This is a genomic window from Halorhodospira abdelmalekii, from assembly GCF_016583625.1.
GTDB lineage: Bacteria > Pseudomonadota > Gammaproteobacteria > Nitrococcales > Halorhodospiraceae > Halorhodospira > Halorhodospira abdelmalekii.
On sequence record NZ_NRRN01000002.1, the window covers coordinates 18397 to 37549 of the forward strand.

The following is a 19153-nucleotide window of genomic DNA, read 5'->3' on the forward strand; positions in this document are numbered from 1 at the left end:
AAGGGGACCAAAAAGGGGTCTGTCCCCTTTTCGCTTTGGGAGAGAAGGGGGCTGGCCCCTTTCTGCCACCACCTTTTGGCCCCTTGAGCCTATATCAGCCCATAGGAGCGGAGCTACCCACGATGTCGATCGAAGAGATCTTTGCCCAGATCGCCCGCGGTGAGGGCGATGCCGATGTGGTCTACGAGTCGGAGAATGTCGTCGCCTTTCGTGATATCAATCCGCAGGCGCCGGTTCATGTCCTCGTGATCCCGCGCCGGCAGATCCCGACGCTGCAAGATCTAACCCCAGAGGATGGCGACCTGCTCGGTGAAATGTTCACTGCCGCGCGCGAGGTCGCACGCCGCGAAGGGATTGCCGAGAGCGGCTATCGCACGATCTTTAACTGCGGTCCGGACGGCGGTCAGGAGGTCTACCACCTGCACCTCCACGTCGTCGGCGGTCGTCCGCTGAAGTGGCCCCCGGGGTGAGCTTTGCAAAAAGCAAAAAGGACACAAAAAGGGGTCTGTCCCCTTTTTGCCCGACCCCTTTTTGCTGCTCCTATCTTCTCAATCGCACTTCCTCGCCTTCACCTGCTCCTTAAGGCGCAGACTGCCGAGGGCGCATAGCTGCCGGAACGACTTGAAGGTCGCCTCGTCGAGCTCGTTATCGACGCGGCGTCGGTCGGCGTAAAAGAGCCCCCACGGTTGGCTATCGACGTAGAGCGAGGCGATGAAGAAGGAGCGTTCCGCGGCGATGTTGTGCAGGGCCACCGGGGCGCGTCCGCGGATGCGCTCGTAGCGGCGCGGTGTCAGCCAGACCGCTGCCGGTTTGGCCATCAGCTCTTGAATCAGTGACGGGCGGGCGATATCGACCCGGAAGCGGTGAAACTGCGGATCGCCGGCGGCGCCGAGGGCAAAGCGGGCGCGCAGTGTCTCGCCGTCGGGGTGGAGTTCGGCGTAGAGCACCCGGCTGAGAGCGAGGCCGTCGTAAAGGCCGCTGAGGACCAGGTTGACGATGACATCGCACGCGCGCGGATTGGTGCTGCGCAGGCGCGACTGCTCGGCGGCGCGCTCGTAGTTGCGCTGCTCTAGCTCCTTGCGAATGCGGGTAAAGACCCGTGGTCGCGGGGCGAGGCAGACGCCGCCTTTGGCCTCGCCGTGCGATAGGTAAGGGTTGGCGGCCTCGTCGGTCGACTCCGTATCGGGGTCGGTGTTGAGCAGTGGGGCGAAGGTGACCGGTTTCCACGGCAGCAGTTCGGCGGCGTCGTGAGCGCCGCGCACGATCTCCTCGCGGGTGGCCGCCTCATCGAACTCCAGCAGCTCGCCGAGCGCCTCCAGCAGCGGTCCCATCTCCGGGTGCTCCCAGCCTTGACGGGCCAAGGCGGCAAGCCGGTAGGCCAGCCCCACCGCCCAGCTGCGCGGCGAGCCCATGTCGGTGGCAAAGGAGTCGCTCGATTCGGCAACGAGCCCCGGTAGCTTCCAGTTGCGCGCTAAGGCTTGATTGAGCTCGCCGAGCGAGAAGCCGAGGGTGACGTATTCGGCCTCGGCGGCGTAGGCCGGCTCCGGCGCCATCTCGTGGATCGTGCGCATGACCGCGCCGTGATCGTGGACCCACATCACCAGCTCGGCGGTGTGGCGCAGCATGGCGGCGGTAAAGACCTCGTTCGGCAACAGGTCAGCCAGCAGCCACGCCCAGCGCCGCGCCTGACAGGCGGCGTGGATGGCGCGCTCACAAGTGAAGAGGTAGCCGCGATAATTCGCCGCACTCAGCTGCGCCTGTGCATCGGGCATGGCGTTGCGGATCTTCTCCAGCCCCCCGCTGCCCCGCAGCAGGATGGCGTCCTCCATGCTGTGGATGCCGCCCTCGAAGTGACGCGGGGCGATGGCGTTCAGCGCACGGATGACGTTGAGGACCAGAGCTGGATCACCATAGACCTGGGTTGCCAGATCTCGGGGGGCGAGATCGTAGTCGAGGGAGTGGTTGGGCATTCGCGGCAGCTGGGTTTCGCTCAGCAGGGAGACCCAATCACCAAGACGCCGTGTATGCTGCTGAGTCGGATACATCCTGCTATTGTAGGCACCTTAGAGAATAATCGGAACCACTCTTTGGGTGGTTTCGGTTACCGGCCTGCGCGACCTGCGTGAAAAGCCCGCCGCCTGCGGCAGGGAAGGCGGCTGGGGAGAGCGCATCGCCCGGCAAGGCGATTAAGGTTAGAATGTCAGGCGTTAAGACAACGGTGGGGACGGCACACCGGGTGAGGGGGGTGCAGCCGGTTCCTGGCCACGGGATACACAGGCTAGAAGGTAAACGGGTCGATCATGCTGGTCATTATTGGCGCCGCCATCGCGTTTTTCTCAGTGATCGTAGGCTACGCCGCGCACGGGGGGCCGCTGGCGATTCTCTGGCAGCCCTACGAGTTCCTGATCATCTTCGGGGCTGCACTCGGGGCCTTCCTGATCGCTAACCCGATGAAGATCATCAAGCAGGTGATCTCTACGGCGCCCAAGGTCTCGGGTGGCGCACCGTACTCGCGCGAGCACTATATGGATCTGCTTGCGCTGCTCTACGAGATCTTCCAACGCGCTCAGAAGGACGGGTTGCTGTCGATCGAGGACGATGTCGACAATCCGCGTGAGAGCGAGCTCTTTCAATCCTACCCGCGAATCCTAAACGATCACGTCGCGCTCGATTTCCTCTGCGACTATCTGCGTCTGATGGTCGGCGGCAACATGAACCCCTTCGAGATGGAAAACCTTATGGATGTCGAGATCGAGACGCACCATAAGGAGGCGGAGCGTCCGGCCGCGGCGGTCAACAAGGTCGCCGACGCCATGCCCGGCTTCGGTATCGTCGCCGCGCTGCTCGGCGTCGTCATCGCCCTCGGATCGCTCGACGCCGACGTCATGACCATCGGCGGGCTGGTCGCTGCGGCGCTGATCGGTACCTTTACCGGTATCTTTGCTGGCTACGCCTTTATCGGTCCGATTGGCCAGGCGATGGAGCACAGGGCCAATGAGCAGAGCAAGTTCCTCGAGACGATCAAGGTCACGCTGTTGGCCGTGCTCAACGGCTATAAGCCGGTGGTGGCCGTCGAGTTCGGGCGTAAGGCAATGTTCGAGGCCGAGCGGCCGACCTTCTTCGAGCTCGAAGAGCACGTGAAGATGATGGCCGCGAAGAAACAAGACGCTTAGGGCGGGCCAGCAGGTAGGTTATGGCCGAAGAGAACAAGACCCGCCCGATTATCATCAAGCGGGTGAAGAAGGGAGACCACGGCCACCACGGCGGGTCGTGGAAGATCGCCTTTGCCGATTTCATGACGGCGATGTTCGCGATCTTCCTGGTGTTGTGGCTGATTTTGGCCCTGGAAGACCATCAGCGGGTCGGTATCGGGCAGTACTTCCGTGATCCAACGGCGGTGCATGAGCCGGTGAGCCCCGATGTCGTCGACCTGGCCGGCGAGCGTCGGGCGCCGATCAACCTGGAAGGGATGCCGATCGGTCGAGATTGGGTCGAGACCGAAGAGATGCGTGAGCTCGCCGAAGACTTCTACGACACGCTGCAAGGGATCCCGGAGCTTGAGCCGTATCAAGATCAGATCCTCATGGAGATGACTGACGACGGTCTACGCATCCAGTTGATCGATCATGAGGATCGCCCGATGTTCGAGCGCGGGCGGGCGGAACCGATGAGCTATACCGTCTCGATCCTGGAAGCGCTCGTTCAGGCCTTCGCCGATATCCCCAATCCGTTGTCGATCTCCGGGCATACCGATGCGGTCCCCTTCGCCCGGGCCGACTACGACAACTGGTTTCTCTCGGCCGATCGCGCTAACCACACGCGCCTGGTGCTGCGCAACGCCGGGCTGCCGAGCGAGCGCATCGCACAGGTGATCGGCTACGCCGATACGATTCCCTTCGATCGAGACGATCCGCGTGCGGCGATCAACCGCCGGGTGACCTTGGTGCTGCTCAGCCCCGAGGCGGTTTCGCGGATTGCCGAGCGGGAGCGGTCACACGGCTACGATGCACACGGTGATCTCAGTCGGTTGGGCTTTGGTAGAGACGGCCCGCGCGAGCTGCTTACTCCTGAGGAGCGGCGCCTGCGTGCGGTCACTGAAGAGCCGCTGCGACCGGAGCCCGCTCCGGAACCTGAGCCCGAGGCGGAGCCAGAGCCCGAGGCCGAACCAGAGCGGGGGGTGGATTTGCTGACGCCTGAGGAGCGTCGGCGCCCTGAGCCGGAGACGTGGTAACGCACGGCACGCGCGGCAGCGCGGCAAAGGTTGTAGAGCGCTTGCGCTTAGTCGCGTAGAGCAGAAGAGAGTAGCTGCAGGGCAATAGAGAGGGTAGGGAGTAGTCTCATGGGGATGTCGAAGTGGAATCTGGTCTGGATCGATCTGGAGATGACAGGACTGGATCCGCAGCGCGATCGCATCATCGAGATGGCAGCGATTGTCACCGATAGCAATCTGGACGTCTTAGCCGAGTCGCCGGTGTTGGCGATCCATCAGCCCGAGAGCGTCTTAGAGGCCATGGACGAGTGGAACACCAACCAGCACCATAAGTCGGGGTTGGTCGAGCGGGTGCGGGCGAGCACCGTGACTGAGGCGCAGGCCGAAGAGACGATGCTGCGCTTTTTGGAGCAGTACGTGCCGCCGCAGACCTCACCGATGTGTGGCAACAGCATCTGCCAGGATCGCCGCTTCATGGCGCGCTGGATGCCGCAGCTGGAAGCCTTTTTCCACTACCGCCACGTCGATGTCAGCACCCTGAAGGAGTTGGCACGGCGCTGGGCGCCGGCCGTCGCCGACCAGGTCGGAAAGAGCAGCACCCACTTGGCGCTCGATGATGTGCGCGACTCTATCGAGGAGCTGCGCCACTACCGGCGCGAGTTTATTCGCCTGCCGGCGTAGTGACCGCCGGCGTATCGCCGCAGTTGCCCCACTCCGACCACGACCCGGCGTAGGCGCTGACGTGCCGATAGCCGAGCGTGCGCAGTGCGACGTAGGCGTACGAGGAGCGGTGGTGACTCTGGCAGTAGACGATCACTCGGTGCTCGGGGCCGATGTCGCGCGCCCTGAGCATCTCTTCGATCTCGGCGTGCGGGCGCAGCGCTGGGGCGTGCTCCGGATCTTTCAGCTGACTCCAGTCGAGGTGGCGAGCGCCGGGGATGTGTCCGCCGCGCTCGGCTAGCGCCACCTCGCCGCTGTACTCCTCGGTGCTGCGCACATCGAGCAGTCGTACCCCCTCATCGTCGAAGTGCCCACGCAACCAGTCGAGCTCGGTCAAGGCCTCGGGGCGTTGCGCCTGTGCCGGCAGCGGTGTAGCTGCGGGGGTGGGTGCGGTAGGCGTTGCGGTACTGCGCTCGGTCGGCAGCTCGGCCCCTAGCCACGCCTGCAGACCGCCGTCGACAACGTGTACGCGCGGGTGGCCGAGCCAATCGAGCGTCCATGCTAGGCGGCTGGCTTTGCCGCAGCCATCGCTGTCATAGGCCACGACCGTCGTCCCTTCGTCGTCACCGATTCCGATCGCTGCAAGCGTTGCCACGAGCTCAGCAGGGTCGGGGGCGAGTCCAGCAACCGGCGGCTGTGGGCGGATCAACGCCTCGTAGGGGAGTTGGACGGCGCCCGGCAGGCGAGTGCGCTGAAAACGACTGCGATCGCCGACATCGACAATCAGCCACTGCGGATCGTCGAGCCGGGTGGCGACCTCATGCGGTTGAATGAACATACAGGTGTGATCTCAGTTCTTGGCTTGTTCAAACTCTGGCCATCCCTGGCCATTTCTGGGCCATTTCTGGGCCATTTCTGGTCCACCCCTAGGCCCGCTATTCCTGGGCCATTCCCGGCCCACCCCTAGGCCTGCTCCTTGCCTGCCAGGTAGAGCCACGTCTCGACGACGCTATCTGGGTTGAGCGAGACGCTCTCGATCCCTTGCTCCATCAGCCAGCGTGCTAGGTCGGGGTGATCGGAGGGGCCTTGGCCGCAGATGCCGACGTACTTGCCGTGGCGGTTGCACGCCTGAATGGCCATCGCGAGCAGCCGTTTGACCGCCTCGTCACGCTCATCGAAGAGGTGTGCGATGACCCCGGAGTCGCGATCGAGCCCGAGGGTCAGCTGCGTTAAGTCGTTCGAGCCGATCGAGAAACCGTCGAAGAGCTCCAGGAACTCATCGGCAAGCACCGCATTCGACGGCAGCTCGCACATCATCATCACCTTCAGCCCGTTCTTGCCGCGCTCCAGGCCGTTGGCAGCGAGCAGATCAATAACCTGCCGCGCCTCATCGAGGGTGCGGACGAAGGGCACCATCAGCCAGACGTTATCGAGCCCCATCTCGTCGCGGACGCGGCGCAAGGCTCGGCACTCGAGTTTGAAGCAGTCTTGGAAGTGCGGGGCGATGTAGCGCGAGGCGCCGCGGAAACCGATCATCGGATTCTCTTCGTGCGGCTCGTACTTCTCGCCACCGATCAAGTTGGCGTACTCGTTCGATTTGAAATCGGAGAGCCGCACGATGACCGGCTTCGGGTGGAAGGCGGCACCGAGCATCGAGACCCCTTCGGCGAGCTTATCGACGTAGAACTCCTCGGGGTTCTCGTAGCCGGCGGTCTGCGAGGCGATGACCCGCTGGATGCTCGGCTCTTGCTGATCGAACTCGAGCAGGGCCTTCGGGTGGATGCCGATCATGCGGTTGATGATGAACTCGACCCGGGCTAAACCGACGCCGGCGTTCGGCAGGAAGCGGAAGTCAAAGGCGCGGTCGGGGTTGCCGACGTTCATCATGATCTTAAACGGCAGCTCCGGCATATCCTGCAGCGCGACCTCGCGGACCTCGTAGTCCTGCAGTCCGGAATAGACGTAGCCGGTGTCGCCCTCGGCGCACGAGACTGTGACCTCAGTGCTGTCGGGGATCTTCGCGGTGGCATCGCCGCAGCCGACGATCGCCGGGATGCCGAGCTCGCGGGCGATGATCGCTGCGTGACAGGTGCGTCCGCCCCGGTTGGTGACGATCGCAGCGGCACGCTTCATGATCGGCTCCCAGTCCGGGTCGGTCATGTCGGTGACGAGGACATCGCCGGGCTCGACGCGGTTGATCTCATCGACGCTGGCGACGACGCGCGAGCGCCCGGCGCCGATACGCTGGCCGATGGCACGCCCCTCGACGAGCACTTCGCTGCGGTTTTTTAGATGATAGCGCTCAAGCGTTTGGCCGCCGTCGCGGCTTTTGACCGTCTCTGGGCGCGCCTGCAGGATGTAGATCTGGCCGTCGTTGCCGTCCTTGCCCCACTCGATATCCATCGGGCGGCCGTAGTGCTGCTCGATGATCACAGCCTGCCGGGCGAGGTCTTCGATATCCTCGTCGGTAATGCAAAAGCGCATCCGGTCGTCTTCCGGCACATCGACGGTGGCGACGGTCTTACCGTGTGCAGCGTCTCCCGAGTAGACCATCTTGATCGCCTTACCGCCGAGGCTGCGGCGCAGGATCGCCGGTCGCCCGGCCGCCAGATTCGGCTTATAGACGTAGAACTCATCGGGATTGACGGCGCCCTGGACGACCGTCTCACCGAGCCCCCAAGAGGCGGTGATAAAGACGGCATCGGGGAAGCCCGACTCGGTGTCGATGGTAAACATCACGCCCGAGGCACCGATATCGGAGCGCACCATGCGCTGAATACCGGCCGAGAGCGCGACTTGCTCGTGGTCAAAGCCGTGGTGGACGCGGTAGGAGATGGCCCGATCGGTAAAGAGCGAGGCGAAGACGTGGTGGATGGCCTCGCGAATGCCGTCGATGCCGCGCACGTTCAGGTAGGTCTCCTGCTGGCCGGCGAACGAGGCATCGGGCAGGTCTTCGGCGGTGGCCGAGGAGCGCACCGCAAAAGAGGCTTCGCCTGCCGCCGCGGCTTCTAGCTTCTCGTAGCTGGCGCGGATGGCGGCATCAATGGACTCCGGGAAGGGAGCGTCGAGGACCATTTGGCGGATGTGGGCACCGGTAGCGGCGAGCTGCTCGACATCGTCGACATTGAGATCGGCGAGCGCATCCCGGATCTTTTCGCGCAGCCCATTGGCATCCAGAAAGGCCCAGTAGGCGGCAGCGGTAGTGGCGAATCCTCCGGGCACGTGGACACCGGCGTGGCTCAGGTTGCTGATCATCTCGCCGAGCGAGGCGTTCTTGCCACCGACCCGGTCCACATCGCCCATGCCGAGGGCGTCGAGCTCTACTACATAGTCTTGCAAGGCTGTACTCCCCTGAAGCTTCGCTGTGTGCTTACGTTGGATCGTCCGTTAGATTCTCTGGCGCGACCATTTATCCGCTGTTCGGCGCTGTTTACTCGCTGCGTGCCAGCGCCGGCGCTTTGGTCTACCATGTCTGCTCGCCTGGTCGGCTCACCAGCATCGCCGCGCACCGGGGGTGCTGCTGCCGTTGCAGTGGGCGACGCCGCGCTAGGCGGCTATCGCGAGCCGTGCCCGCTGAGCCACAATCGCCAGATCGTTACCGATGACTTGTACTTGCACCAATGACTCGCTACCGATGACAGACATGCGCAGAGTCTTTTTCGTCTCCGATCGCACCGGAATCACCGCCGAGGCGCTTGGCTGTTCGCTGCTGACCCAGTTCGCCGTAGCTACCGAGCAGGCGACGCTTCCCTTTGTCGATACGCCGGAGCGCGCACGGAGCGCGCTGCAACGGATCGAGACGGTCTCGATGGCCGATCGCCACCGTCCCATCGTCTTCTCAACCATTATCGACCAGGAGGTCCTTGCCGTCCTGCGCGAAAGCGAGAAGATTGTCCTGTTCGACTTCTTCGATACCTTCATCCAGCCGCTTGAGCGCGAGTTGAAGATCCCCTCGCAGCACATCATCGGCCGGTCGCACGGCATCGCCGATGATACCATGTACGACGTGCGGATCGAGGCGATGAATTTCGCGTTGCACCACGACGACGGCGCCACTCTACGCCATTACGGGCGTGCTGACATCATCTTGGTCGGTGTCTCGCGCAGCGGCAAGACGCCGGCAGCGCTCTACTTGGCGCTGCAGTACGGGATCTATGCGGCCAACTACCCGCTGACCGCCGATGATTTCAGCTCCGTGCGCGCCCGTTCGGGGCTGCCGGAAGGGCTGCGCCAGCAGCAAGATCGACTCTTCGGGCTGACCATCGATCCCGACCGTTTGCACCAGATTCGTCAAGAGCGCCGCCCTAACAGCCGGTACGCTGAGTTGCGGCAGTGCGAGTTGGAAGTCGCCCGTGCCGAGGCGATGTTCCGCCGCGAACGGATCCCCTATATGGATATCACGACGATGTCGATCGAGGAGATCGCCTCGACGCTGATCCATCAGCGCGGCTTGCCGCGTCGAGTCTAACGCACTTAAGCGGCCGCACGTCGGTGGGGGTCCAAAAAAGACCCTAAACTCGATGGTGTCGGTGGCTCGCAGGCGGGGCAGTCGTGTTATGCTCCCGCGCATGATCGACACCGCCGTGACAACCGGTGCGCTAGAGGTTCCGCCGCGCAGCTTTGCGGCGCTTATGGAGCTCTACGAAACCAACTACATCTACATGCGCCGACTCGCCCCCGGGTTGGCGAGTGGGGCGGTGGCGCCGGTTTCGTTTTCCCGCGACGGTGTGCAGCTGGGCTTGGAGATCCTTGATCAGGGTCGCTACACCACGACGGTATCGCTAACGCACCGTTTTGTCGTGGTCAGTGTACCCAGTGCCGCTGAGGGCGGAGATGGCGCGGCGAACCGTAACCGTGGCCGTCTCAGTCGTACTGCCAGCCAGCGTGTTGCCGAGGTCGGAACAGGCACGGGCGGCGGCGCTGGAGATCCGGGTGCCGAGGGGGAGCGGGTGCCCGATTTGGCTGTGCGGGTTTACCACGACGCCCGGTTGGCCGAGGTTTTGGAAGTGGGGCAGGGAGGGGCGCGCCGAGCGAGTGACGATTTGGTTACGCGCTGGGCGGAAAATCGTTTTTTAAACAGGTGGTTGAGGTTTAGCCTCGGGGAGGGGCACGCCTTTCCGGAGGCGGTCCGAGTTTGCACTCGATCAATATTGGGGGTTGACGCAGAGGGGCGGCCAGACTAAAAATCATGTAGGCAAATCCCTTAAATAACCAAGGGCAAGGGGGCGGTCTGATGCGTTTATCAACCAGAGGGCGTTACGCCGTTGCAGCCATGCTTGAGCTTACCGTTCACGCTGGGCAGCGGCCGGTGACATTGGCCGAGATTTCCAAGAGCCAGGGGATTTCGTTGTCCTACCTAGAGCAGCTGTTTGCCGCGTTGCGCCGCGAGGGGTTGGTGTATGGCGTGCGTGGCCCCGGTGGCGGGTACCGTCTAGCGAAGGCGGCTGAACAGATCACGGCGGCGCAGATCATCATGGCCGTCGACGGCTACGTCGGCACACCGCCCGAGATCGAGGGTGACGGCGAAGAGGACCCGGGGGTGGGTCTATGGGCGGATCTGAGTCGCCAGGTTTACGAACTGCTCGATCGCATGACGCTGCAGGAGATGGCTGCTGGGGTGCAAGGTGGGGACGCGGTGTATCATGGCTCGTTGACCGAGAGCGTGCATGAAGCCAGAGATCGAACAGCAGCTGGTGCAGATGAAGAGTCTCCCCTCCGTTCCTGGGGTCGCGCTGCGCATCGTTGAGCTGAGTCAGCAGCCGGAGGTTGACGCCCTTGAGATCGTAGAGGTCTTGTCGAGAGATCCGGCACTTACGGTCAAGGTGTTGGCGGCGGCCAATTCGCCGGCGTTCGCGCATCGGCGTAAGGCGGCTAACCTACGCGAGGCGGTATTGGCCCTGGGGATTGAGGCGACCTTGACGCTTTCTCTGGGGTTTACGCTGTTGCACTCCTTGCAGTCGGGGCCGGGACGCCTCGACTGCAGTGCTTTTTGGCGGCGTGCCGTGGTTTGTGGCGCAGCGGCGCAGTGCATCGGTATCCGCGAGGGCCGTCTCAACAGCGAAGAGTTGCTGCTCGCTGGCATGCTTCAGGATCTCGGCATGCTGGTCTTCGACGCCATGGAGCCGCGCGCTTACGGCCGCTTAGCGGGGGAGGCGGGGAATCATGAGGCACTGCGTCTGGCAGAGATCGGCTGCTTCGGTGTCGATCACGCCGAGCTCGGTAGTTGGCTCATGGAGCGCTGGAATCTTCCCGATTACTTGCGCCAAGCGGCGGCTGGGAGTCACGAGCCGGAGCGTTCGACCGCCGGTTGCGGCGGGGATACGGAGGCGTGCCCCGAGCTGGAACTGATGCGAGTCGTTGCGCTCTCCAGCCGGATGGCCGATGTCTGGGTGACCGAAGATCCTGAGGCTGCGACCGTGCAGGCGGCGGCGTTGGCCCATCGGTACTTCGGCTGGGAGCAGGCGCTCTTCGGTGAAGTGCTCGAAATGGTGACCACCGCCGTTAAACAGCTGATCAAGGTCTACGAGGTCGATATCCAGGGTGGCGATGAGCTGAACCGGATCTCGGAACAGGCGCGCGAGGTCCTGACCCTGCGCAGTCTCAACATGATCCACGAGGCCGCTCAGGTGCAGCGGCGCAGTCAGGAGCTGGAGGCTCAGAATAGCATCCTTAAGCAGCAGGCTGAGCGCGATCCGCTCACCGAGCTGCACAATCGGCGCCATCTTGCCGAGCGGCTGCAGCACGCGTTTGAGCGGGCCGGTCGCGCGCGTGAGCTGCTTGCAGTGGCGCTGATCGATCTCGATCACTTCAAAAGTGTTAACGACGAGTTTGGGCACCAGGCCGGTGATGCTGTGCTCTACGGGGTCGCAAAGATCTTGCGTAGCAGTGTGCGCAAGCAGGATATCCTCGCCCGCTACGGTGGCGAGGAGTTTTTGATCGCCCTGCCGGGGCTTGGCGAGTTGGCCGTGCGCGGTGTCTTGGAGCGCCTGCGCCAGGCGATTGCCGATCATCCCCACGATATGGGTGGTACGCTGCAGAGGCGCCATGTGACCGCCTCGATCGGTTATGCTCTCTACGATCCAAATAACGCCACCGCTGCGGCGCACTTCTCCTCCATTGAGGCGCTGATCAGGGGTGCCGACGAAGCCCTTTACCGAGCTAAGAGCAGCGGACGCAATCGTGTCGAGCAAGAACACCCCTCCTAGCCCCTCACCGACGAACCGTCCCGAGCCGCAGCAAGGGGGCGAGCGCATTGTCGCTGCCATCGATCTTGGCTCGAACAGCTTTCATATGATCGTTGCGGCGCTGACGCCGCAGACCGGTACTCTGCGGGTCATCGACCGTCTGCGCGAACCGGTGCGCTTGGCCGCCGGGCTGACGCCGGATGAAAAGCGCATCGATATGGCGGCACAGCAGCGTGCCGTTGCTTGCCTGGAGCGTTTCGCCGAGCGGCTGCGCGAGATCGATCCGGGGAGTGTGCGGGCAATCGGCACCAATACCTTGCGCCGGGCGCGGGCGAGCGAAGATCTGCTCCCGGCCGCTGAGCACGCCCTGGGGCAGCCGATCGAAGTCGTCTCCGGCTTCGAGGAGGCGCGCCTGATCTATCTTGGCGTTGCCCACAGTCTCGGCTTCGATCAGCGGCGCCGGCTGGTGGTCGATATCGGTGGCGGCAGTACCGAGCTGATCTTGGGTGAGGGCAGTCGGCCGCTGCAGATGGAGAGCCTGCACCTCGGGTGTGTAGCGTTGAGTACGGAGTTCTTCGCTGAGGGGCGGGTGAGCGAGGCGGCGATGGCAGCGGCGGTGCTGCACGGGCGTCTTGAGCTTGGTCCGATCACGGCGGCCTTTGGCGCGACGGCTTGGCAGGCCGCGGTTGGGGCCTCCGGGACGGTCAAGGCGGTGGCGCAGGTCTGTGCCGCGCTCTACGGTGATGCTCCGGGTGTGGTCAGTGCCTCAAGCCTTGAGCGGCTGGTGCAGGCGTTGATCAAGGAGGGCGAGTGTCGGCGCTTGGCCACCAAGGCGGCGCTCTCGACCGACCGGCAGCCGGTCTTTGTCGGTGGTGTGGCAGCGCTGAAGGCGGTCTTTGAGGCGCTCTCGATCGAGCAGATGGAGGTCGCCGATGGCGCCATGCGCGAAGGGATTCTCTACGATCTCGGCGGTCGTGCCGGTTTGGTCGCCGGCGCCGAGGACGCTCGCGATGCCAGTGTGGCGGCGCTGCGGCAGCGCTACTCGGTCGATGCCGGGCAGGCGGAGCGGATTCGGGCAACGGCGCTGCGCCTCTATGCCCAGATCGCCGAGCCGTGGGGCCTGACCGATCCGCTCTATCACGACATGCTCGATTGGGCCGCGCAACTCCACGAGATCGGGCTCGATATCTCCCATGCGCAGTACCACAAGCACGGCGCCTATATCCTTACGCACGCTGATCTGGCCGGCTTTTCGCGCCAGGAACAAGCGCTGCTGGCGGTGCTGGTGCGGGTCCATCGGCGCAAGCTCGCCCGTACCCCGCGGCGCGAGTTGCCGGCGCGCTGGCAAGAGCCGGCGACCCGGCTGGCGCTGCTGCTGCGCCTAGCCGTGTTGCTGCACCGCAGCCGCAGTGACGCCGCGGCGCCTGAGCCGGAGCTCGACCGGACGGCGAAGCGGGTCTTGACGCTGACCTGGCCGGCGTCGGTGCTCGCTGACAACCCACTGCTGCGCGCCGACCTGGCGCAGGAGGCGCGCTACTTAGAGCGTGCCGGATGGCGGCTTGAGGTGGTCTCCAAGAGCGCCTGTTGAGCGCTGAAGGGGGCCTCGTCGGCGGCCGGTTGGGCGCGCACATAGCTGCCGTCGCTCTGCAGCAGCCACGCTTGGCAGTTGTCCTGCAGATAGCACTCTAAATCGCTGAGGATGCGCTCGCGCGCGGCCGGATCGGTGACCGGGAAGGCGGTCTCGACACGGCGGAAGAAGTTGCGATCCATCCAGTCGGCGCTGCCGCAAAAGATCTCCGGTGTGCCGTCGTTGCCGAAGCAGTAGACGCGGGTGTGCTCAAGGAAGCGACCGACGATCGAGCGCACTCGAATCGTCTCTGAGAGGCCAGTGATGCCGGGGCGCAGCACACAGATGCCGCGCACGATCAGGTCGATCTCGACCCCGGCTTGGGAGGCGCGATAGAGCGCCTGGATGATGCGCGGCTCGGTCAGCGCGTTGACCTTGGCGATGACGCGCCCCGGCTTACCGGCGCTGGCCAGTTCGGCCTCGCGCTCGATGCGATTGAGCAGGGCGTCGTGCAGGGTGAAGGGGGCCTGCAGCAGCCGGTAGAGCTCCTTGAACCGCCCGAGGCTGGTCAGCTGCAGAAAGATGCGTCGTACGTCCTCGGTGACTTGGCGATCGGCCGTCAGCAGCCCGTAGTCGGTGTAGAGGCGGGCGGTACGCGAGTGGTAGTTGCCGGTGCCGAGGTGGGCGTAGTTGCGCAGCAGCGTCCCCTCGCGGCGGACGATCAGCAACATCTTGCAGTGGGTCTTGTAGCCGACGACGCCGTAGACGACGTGCGCCCCTGCCTCTTGCAGGCGGTTGGCCAGCACGATGTTCTCGCGCTCATCGAAGCGCGCGAGCAGTTCGATGACCACCGTGACCTCTTTGCCCGCCTCGGCGGCACGCACGAGGTTTTCGACGATCGCCGAGTCGGGGCCGGTGCGATAGAGGGTCTGCTTGATGGCGAGGACGTTCGGGTCGTCGGCGGCCTGGCGCAGCAGGTCGATCACCGGCACGAACGACTCGAAGGGGTGGTGGAGCAGCAGATCGCGCTTGCGCATCACCTTGAACAGACTCGACCCGCCACTGAGGGCCTGGGGCATCTCCGGGGTAAAGGAGGGGTACTTGAGATCGGTGCGAGCGACCAGATCGTAGACGGCCATCAGGCGGTTGAGGTTGACCGGCCCGTCGACTTGGTAGAGATCTTCGCGCTCGAGCTCGAACTCATTGAGCAGAAAATCGGCCATCTCATCGGGGCAGTTGGCCGCGACCTCAAGGCGCACCGCCTGGCCGTAGCGCCGCTGTGGTAGCTCGCCTTCGAGCGCCCGCATCAGATCGTCGATCTCCTCCTCGTCGATGAAGAGATCGCTGTTGCGGGTGACCCGGAACTGGTAGCAGCCGCGCACCGTCATGCCGGGGAAGAGGTCATTCACAAAGGCGTGGATGACCGAGGAGAGGAAGACGAAGTCATTGGGACCGCCGCCTTCGATCTCGTTGGCGGGGAGCTGGATGACGCGCGGCAGTGAGCGCGGAGCCTGGACGATGGCGTAGCCGGTGTTGCGTCCGAAGGCGTCCTTGCCCTCGAGCGAGAGGACGAAGTTGAGGCTCTTGTTCAGGACCTTGGGAAAGGGGTGCGCCGGGTCGAGCCCGAGTGGGCTGAGCACCGGGAGCAACTGCTCCTCGAAGTAGGCACGCAGCCACGCCCGTTGCGCGCGACTCCAGCTCTGACGACGCACGAAGTGGATCGACTGCTCGGCGAGCGCCGGGATGACCTGTTCGTTGAGCACCTGGTACTGCTCATGGGTGATCTCGTGGGCGAGTGCCCCAGTGGCGGCGAGCACCTCTTGCGGGCTGCGCCCGTCGATCTCGGTCTGCACCGAACCGAGATCGGCCTTCTGTTTGACGCCAGCGAGACGGATCTCGAAGAACTCATCCATGTTGGTGCTGAGGATGCAGAGGAACTTCAGCCGCTCAAGCAGGGGCACCTGCGGGTCTTTCGCCTGTTCCAGCACCCGACGATTGAACTCCAGCAGGCTGATCAAACGATTGGTGTAGAACTCGGGCTGGTTGAGGTCGATCGACGGGGTCTCGCTATCCATGGCCTATCAGGGTCCAGCTAGTCGTCAGGGTTGTGCCCGCTTGTTAGAGTCGTGCTCGCTTGTTGGGGGCGTGGCAGTCTACCGGCGCGGGTCTTCCGCAAGACCCGCTCGTCGGGGCGATCGGCGTCGATCGCCTTGGATCTATACGTTGGTCTGTCCGTCCGAGTCTATCAGCTTGCCGATTTGGCTTCATGACCATTTTATGAAAGGATGACCATCTATCTCTTTTGCAACTATTGCCAAGTATGATCAGGGGGAGCGATGAGCGAGAGTGAGGGCAGCAGTGCCGATCCGGGCGAGCAGCGGCGCCTGCAGCGGCGGTTGGCGAAGGCAGTTGAGGGCTTGGTCCTCTATGAGCGCAAGTGGTGTCCCTTCTGTATGCGCGTCGGTTTGACGCTGCGCAGTCTTGGGTTGGAGCTTGAGCGCATCGATATCGGCACCGATCCCGAGGCCGCACAGCGGCTGGAGCGGGAAGGGGGGAAGCGGATGGTGCCGTGTCTCTACATCCCCGACGGCGAGTCGGCGCAGTGGCTCTATGAGTCGTCCGACATCATCGCCTACCTGCGCGCACTCGTCGAGGAGATGGCGCCGCCGCCGGAGTCGTAGCGCTAGCGCTAAGGCTGTTGCTCGGCCTCGCGCAGCGCCTCAAGCACCGCCCGGTCGGGGAAGGCGTCGGCCGGTAGCCCGTTCTCCTGCTGGAAGGCGCGCGTGGCGTTGCGCGTCTGTTGGCCGAGGATGCCGTCGACCGGGCCGGCCTCGTACCCGAGTGCGTTGAGACGTTCCTGGGTCTCGCGCAGTTCGTCTAGATCGAGCAGCTCTTCCTCCGGCGGGGGAGCGGCGCGCAGCGGTCCGCTGCCGTCGATGCGGTCGGCAAGGTGGCCGACGGCCAGGGCGAACGACTGCGACGGGTTCCAGCGCAGCAGCCGATCGAAGTTGTCGTAGACCAAAAAGGCCGGACCGTGGCGGCCCATCGGCAGCAGCAAGGCCGCCTCCATCGTACTCTCCGGCAGCCTGGAGCCGTCGGCCCGGCGGATGCCGAGTTCGCTCCACTCGTTCAGGGGGCGTCGTTCGTCGAGCCCGAGGGACTTGAAGTTGAAGCGATTGCTTAGCTTGACCTCACGCCCCCAGCGCTCACCAGGGCGCCAGCCCAGATGCTGCAAGTAGTTCGCCGCCGAGGCGAGGGCATCCGGGACGCTATCGCGCAGCTCGATACGACCGGAGCCGTCGTAGTCGACGGCGTGAGCGCGCATCGTACTCGGCATGAACTGCGTATGGCCGATCGCGCCCGCCCACGAACCGTAGAGGTCGTCTGCGTGCAGATCGCCGCGCTCAAGCAGCGCGATGGTGGCCTCGATCTGCTCGCGGAAGAAGCGCGGGCGACGATCGTCACAGGCCAAGGTCACGAGTGCGTCGATCACCGGCACGCGGCCGAAGTAGGAGCCGTAGTGGGTCTCCATGCCCCAGAGTGCGACGAGATAGCGCGGACTGATTTCGTAGTCGCTGTAGATTTTCCAGAGCAACTCTTCGTAGATTTGGTACATGAAGCGGCCGCGCTCGATGCGTCCGGCGGTTACGCGTTGCGCTAGGTAGTCAGTGAAGTACTGCACACTCTCTGGCTGGGCCCGGTCGAGGGCGACGATGCGTTCAAGGCGTTTGGCCTGGGCTAAGGTGTCGCGGACCAAGTCGGCGTCGTAGCCGGCGGCCTCAAGGTCGCTGCGCAGTTCAAGCAGACACTGAGCGAGTGCCGGGTCGTCGTCTTGGGTGCTTTGGGCGCTACTGGCGGAGGCCAGCGGCGGACTGAGCGTCAGTGTGGCCAGTGCCGCGAGTGTTGCCGCTGTTGCCAGAGCCAACCGCAGTGCCGGCCGTGGTGCCGGGGCTGCAGCGGCGTCGCTGTGCTGCTGGTGGCTGCGGTGTCGAAGGGGGGGGAGAGCGGCTGACATCAACTTCCTCCGCAGGCGGCCTGCCCTGGGTGGGCCGGCTGGTGGGGGGCGCGTACAGGGCGGCCGACAACTTGACGGAACCGGGCTAAGAAACAATGATATCCTCGTGCGGGGTCGGCCTGCATAGCGGGCTCATTCTGCCATAAGATCTGAGCGGCCGACACGGGCCGAGACACGGGCCGAGACACGGGGTCGCCGCGAACCAACACGGGTCGCTGGGGCACCATGGGCTGGACCACCATGGGCTGATGAGTTGCCTGGTGAACTGGTTGGCGAACGGGAGTGATTCTGCCCGCGGAGCGGATCTGCCTTGCGAAGCCAAAAGGAGAGAGAATGTATTACTCGCTGCTGCGGCCGTTGCTCTTTCAACTCGAGCCGGAACGAGCGCACACCGTGGGGCTCAATCTGGCGCGCATCGGCACCCGCTTGGGGGTCGCTGCCAGTGCCCGGCGTGAGCGCGTGGTTCCGAGGCGAATCATGGGGTTGGAGTTTCCCAATCCGGTCGGTTTGGCGGCTGGCTTCGATAAGGATGGGCGCTATCTCGATGTCATCGCTCGGCTCGGTTTCGGCTTCGTCGAACTCGGCACCGTGACCCCCCGGCCACAGCCGGGCAATCCGCCGCCGCGACTCTTCAGGCTCCCGCACCAAGAGGGGCTGATCAACCGCATGGGCTTTAACAACGGCGGTGCCGGTGCCCTAGTGCGCAACCTTGAGCGCGGCCGGCGCAACGGCTTTCGCGGGGTTGTCGGCATCAACATCGGCAAGAATCGCGAAACCCCCCCGCAGCGCGCGGCCGACGACTACGCTTGCGCGCTCGAGACCGTCTACCCGGTGGCCGACTACGTCACGATCAACCTCTCCTCGCCCAACACACCGGGGCTGCGGGCGCTGCAGCGTGAGGCGGTCATCCTGCGGGGGCTGCTCTATCGCCTACGCAATGAGCGCCGCCGGCTTGAGCAGGCCTACGATAAGTACGTGCCGCTGCTCATCAAGCTGGCGCCCGATTGGGGGCCGGGAGAGTTGCCGCGGACGCTCGATCTCCTGCTTGAGTACGGCCTGGACGGCATCGTGGCAACGAATACCACTGTCAGCCGCGAAGGGCTCGTCGCCGAGGCCTCGGTGCGCGAAGAGGGCGGATTGAGTGGACGGCCACTGCGTGAGCGCGCCGAAGAGGTGCTTGAGCAAATTGCGGCGCACACCCAGGGCGCGGTGACCCTCATGGGGGTCGGCGGGCTCTCCTCCGAGCACGACGTCATGCGCCGCTTCCAAGCCGGCGCCGACATGGTGCAGCTCTACACCGGGCTGGTCTATCGTGGGCCGGAACTCATCGCTGAGGCGATCCGGGCGGCCAATGCAGTGCGCCGAACTGGGACGCGGGCACGTCCGCGCCCACCGGCCGGCTTGCTGTTGACTGGGCCTGAGGGGGTGGGGAACTCTGAGGCGCGGCAAGGGCTGCAAGGGCCTCGGCGTCTCGCCGGGCCGCCTCTAAGTGCAGCCTGAGTAGCAGCCTGGCTGCG

The 19153-nt window shown here is 64.4% G+C and carries 16 protein-coding genes; 11 read left to right on the top strand and 5 right to left on the bottom strand.

All coding sequences use genetic code 11. The features are described from left to right. Positions 1-122 precede the first annotated feature (122 nt). A complete protein-coding gene (locus CKO15_RS00680) occupies positions 123-470 on the top strand; it encodes a histidine triad nucleotide-binding protein (protein ID WP_200191481.1) in 348 nt (115 codons plus the stop codon). A 78-nt stretch (positions 471-548) separates the two neighbouring features. On the opposite strand, the gene CKO15_RS00685 is transcribed toward CKO15_RS00680, so the two are convergent. After that, on the bottom strand, positions 549-2045 hold the full coding sequence (locus CKO15_RS00685) for an HDOD domain-containing protein (protein WP_200191483.1): 1497 nt from the start codon (positions 2043-2045) through the stop codon (positions 549-551). Positions 2046-2300: 255 nt separating this feature from the next. Between CKO15_RS00685 and motA the strand changes: the two genes are divergently transcribed. The 3 genes from motA to orn all read left to right on the top strand — a co-directional run bounded on the left by motA (position 2301) and on the right by orn (position 4891). Then, positions 2301-3173: a flagellar motor stator protein MotA gene (motA, locus tag CKO15_RS00690; protein ID WP_200191485.1), complete on the top strand. Its 873-nt coding sequence runs from the start codon at positions 2301-2303 to the stop codon at positions 3171-3173. A gap of 20 nt (positions 3174-3193) precedes the next feature. Further along, positions 3194-4231, top strand: a complete 1038-nt coding sequence (locus CKO15_RS00695) for a flagellar motor protein MotB (RefSeq protein WP_200191487.1) — start codon at positions 3194-3196, stop codon at positions 4229-4231. A gap of 108 nt (positions 4232-4339) precedes the next feature. Continuing rightward, complete coding sequence (orn, locus tag CKO15_RS00700) at positions 4340-4891, top strand: oligoribonuclease (protein WP_200191489.1); 552 nt, start codon at positions 4340-4342, stop codon at positions 4889-4891. On the opposite strand, the gene CKO15_RS00705 is transcribed toward orn, so the two are convergent. Then, the gene (locus tag CKO15_RS00705) at positions 4872-5708 is read right to left on the bottom strand and encodes a sulfurtransferase (protein ID WP_200191491.1); all 837 of its coding nucleotides are present in this window, start codon (positions 5706-5708) and stop codon (positions 4872-4874) included. The genes orn and CKO15_RS00705 overlap by 20 nt on opposite strands. Before the next feature lie 125 nt (positions 5709-5833). Beyond that, on the bottom strand, positions 5834-8209 hold the full coding sequence (ppsA, locus tag CKO15_RS00710) for a phosphoenolpyruvate synthase (RefSeq protein WP_200191493.1): 2376 nt from the start codon (positions 8207-8209) through the stop codon (positions 5834-5836). 295 nt (positions 8210-8504) lie between these two features. Here ppsA and ppsR point away from each other — a divergent pair, with 295 nt between their 5' ends. The 5 genes from ppsR (at position 8505) to CKO15_RS00735 (ending at position 13642) form a co-directional block, all read left to right on the top strand. Next, entirely contained in the window at positions 8505-9338 is an 834-nt protein-coding gene (gene ppsR, locus CKO15_RS00715; protein WP_242464454.1) for a posphoenolpyruvate synthetase regulatory kinase/phosphorylase PpsR, read from the top strand. 88 nt (positions 9339-9426) lie between these two features. After that, on the top strand, positions 9427-10053 hold the full coding sequence (locus tag CKO15_RS00720; protein ID WP_242464455.1) for a DUF1249 domain-containing protein: 627 nt from the start codon (positions 9427-9429) through the stop codon (positions 10051-10053). 50 nt (positions 10054-10103) lie between these two features. Beyond that, entirely contained in the window at positions 10104-10616 is a 513-nt protein-coding gene (locus CKO15_RS00725) for an Rrf2 family transcriptional regulator (protein WP_200191497.1), read from the top strand. Continuing rightward, positions 10537-12075 (top strand): sensor domain-containing diguanylate cyclase, encoded by a 1539-nt coding sequence (locus CKO15_RS00730; protein ID WP_200191499.1) that lies wholly within the window; start codon positions 10537-10539, stop codon positions 12073-12075. The genes CKO15_RS00725 and CKO15_RS00730 overlap by 80 nt, the downstream gene beginning before the upstream one ends. Beyond that, on the top strand, positions 12050-13642 hold the full coding sequence (locus tag CKO15_RS00735) for a Ppx/GppA phosphatase family protein (RefSeq protein ID WP_338035963.1): 1593 nt from the start codon (positions 12050-12052) through the stop codon (positions 13640-13642). The genes CKO15_RS00730 and CKO15_RS00735 overlap by 26 nt, the downstream gene beginning before the upstream one ends. Here CKO15_RS00735 and ppk1 read toward each other — a convergent pair. After that, entirely contained in the window at positions 13588-15696 is a 2109-nt protein-coding gene (gene ppk1 / locus CKO15_RS00740; protein WP_200191501.1) for a polyphosphate kinase 1, read from the bottom strand. The two genes, CKO15_RS00735 and ppk1, sit on opposite strands and share 55 nt — an antisense overlap. Before the next feature lie 261 nt (positions 15697-15957). On the opposite strand from ppk1, the gene CKO15_RS00745 reads away from it, so the two are divergent. Next, positions 15958-16302, top strand: a complete 345-nt coding sequence (locus CKO15_RS00745; protein ID WP_200191503.1) for a glutaredoxin family protein — start codon at positions 15958-15960, stop codon at positions 16300-16302. An 8-nt stretch (positions 16303-16310) separates the two neighbouring features. Here the strand turns inward: CKO15_RS00745 and CKO15_RS00750 are convergent, their stop codons facing one another. Further along, on the bottom strand, positions 16311-17636 hold the full coding sequence (locus CKO15_RS00750; protein ID WP_200191505.1) for a lytic murein transglycosylase: 1326 nt from the start codon (positions 17634-17636) through the stop codon (positions 16311-16313). Positions 17637-17969: 333 nt separating this feature from the next. Between CKO15_RS00750 and CKO15_RS00755 the strand changes: the two genes are divergently transcribed. After that, entirely contained in the window at positions 17970-19136 is a 1167-nt protein-coding gene (locus CKO15_RS00755; protein ID WP_200191507.1) for a quinone-dependent dihydroorotate dehydrogenase, read from the top strand. The last annotated feature ends 17 nt before the right edge of the window (positions 19137-19153 follow it).

What these genes read in the sequence shown, in the direction of transcription:
- CKO15_RS00680 (WP_200191481.1), top strand. Translation starts at nt 123, where the DNA reads ATGTCGATCGAAGAGATCTTTGCCCAGATCGCCCGCGGTGAGGGCGAT.
- CKO15_RS00685 (WP_200191483.1), bottom strand. Translation starts at nt 2,045, where the DNA reads ATGTATCCGACTCAGCAGCATACACGGCGTCTTGGTGATTGGGTCTCC.
- motA (WP_200191485.1), top strand. Translation starts at nt 2,301, where the DNA reads ATGCTGGTCATTATTGGCGCCGCCATCGCGTTTTTCTCAGTGATCGTA.
- CKO15_RS00695 (WP_200191487.1), top strand. Translation starts at nt 3,194, where the DNA reads ATGGCCGAAGAGAACAAGACCCGCCCGATTATCATCAAGCGGGTGAAG.
- orn (WP_200191489.1), top strand. Translation starts at nt 4,340, where the DNA reads ATGGGGATGTCGAAGTGGAATCTGGTCTGGATCGATCTGGAGATGACA.
- CKO15_RS00705 (WP_200191491.1), bottom strand. Translation starts at nt 5,708, where the DNA reads ATGTTCATTCAACCGCATGAGGTCGCCACCCGGCTCGACGATCCGCAG.
- ppsR (WP_242464454.1), top strand. Translation starts at nt 8,505, where the DNA reads ATGACAGACATGCGCAGAGTCTTTTTCGTCTCCGATCGCACCGGAATC.
- CKO15_RS00720 (WP_242464455.1), top strand. Translation starts at nt 9,427, where the DNA reads ATGCTCCCGCGCATGATCGACACCGCCGTGACAACCGGTGCGCTAGAG.
- CKO15_RS00725 (WP_200191497.1), top strand. Translation starts at nt 10,104, where the DNA reads ATGCGTTTATCAACCAGAGGGCGTTACGCCGTTGCAGCCATGCTTGAG.
- CKO15_RS00730 (WP_200191499.1), top strand. Translation starts at nt 10,537, where the DNA reads ATGAAGCCAGAGATCGAACAGCAGCTGGTGCAGATGAAGAGTCTCCCC.
- ppk1 (WP_200191501.1), bottom strand. Translation starts at nt 15,696, where the DNA reads ATGGATAGCGAGACCCCGTCGATCGACCTCAACCAGCCCGAGTTCTAC.
- CKO15_RS00745 (WP_200191503.1), top strand. Translation starts at nt 15,958, where the DNA reads ATGAGCGAGAGTGAGGGCAGCAGTGCCGATCCGGGCGAGCAGCGGCGC.
- CKO15_RS00750 (WP_200191505.1), bottom strand. Translation starts at nt 17,636, where the DNA reads ATGTCAGCCGCTCTCCCCCCCCTTCGACACCGCAGCCACCAGCAGCAC.
- CKO15_RS00755 (WP_200191507.1), top strand. Translation starts at nt 17,970, where the DNA reads ATGTATTACTCGCTGCTGCGGCCGTTGCTCTTTCAACTCGAGCCGGAA.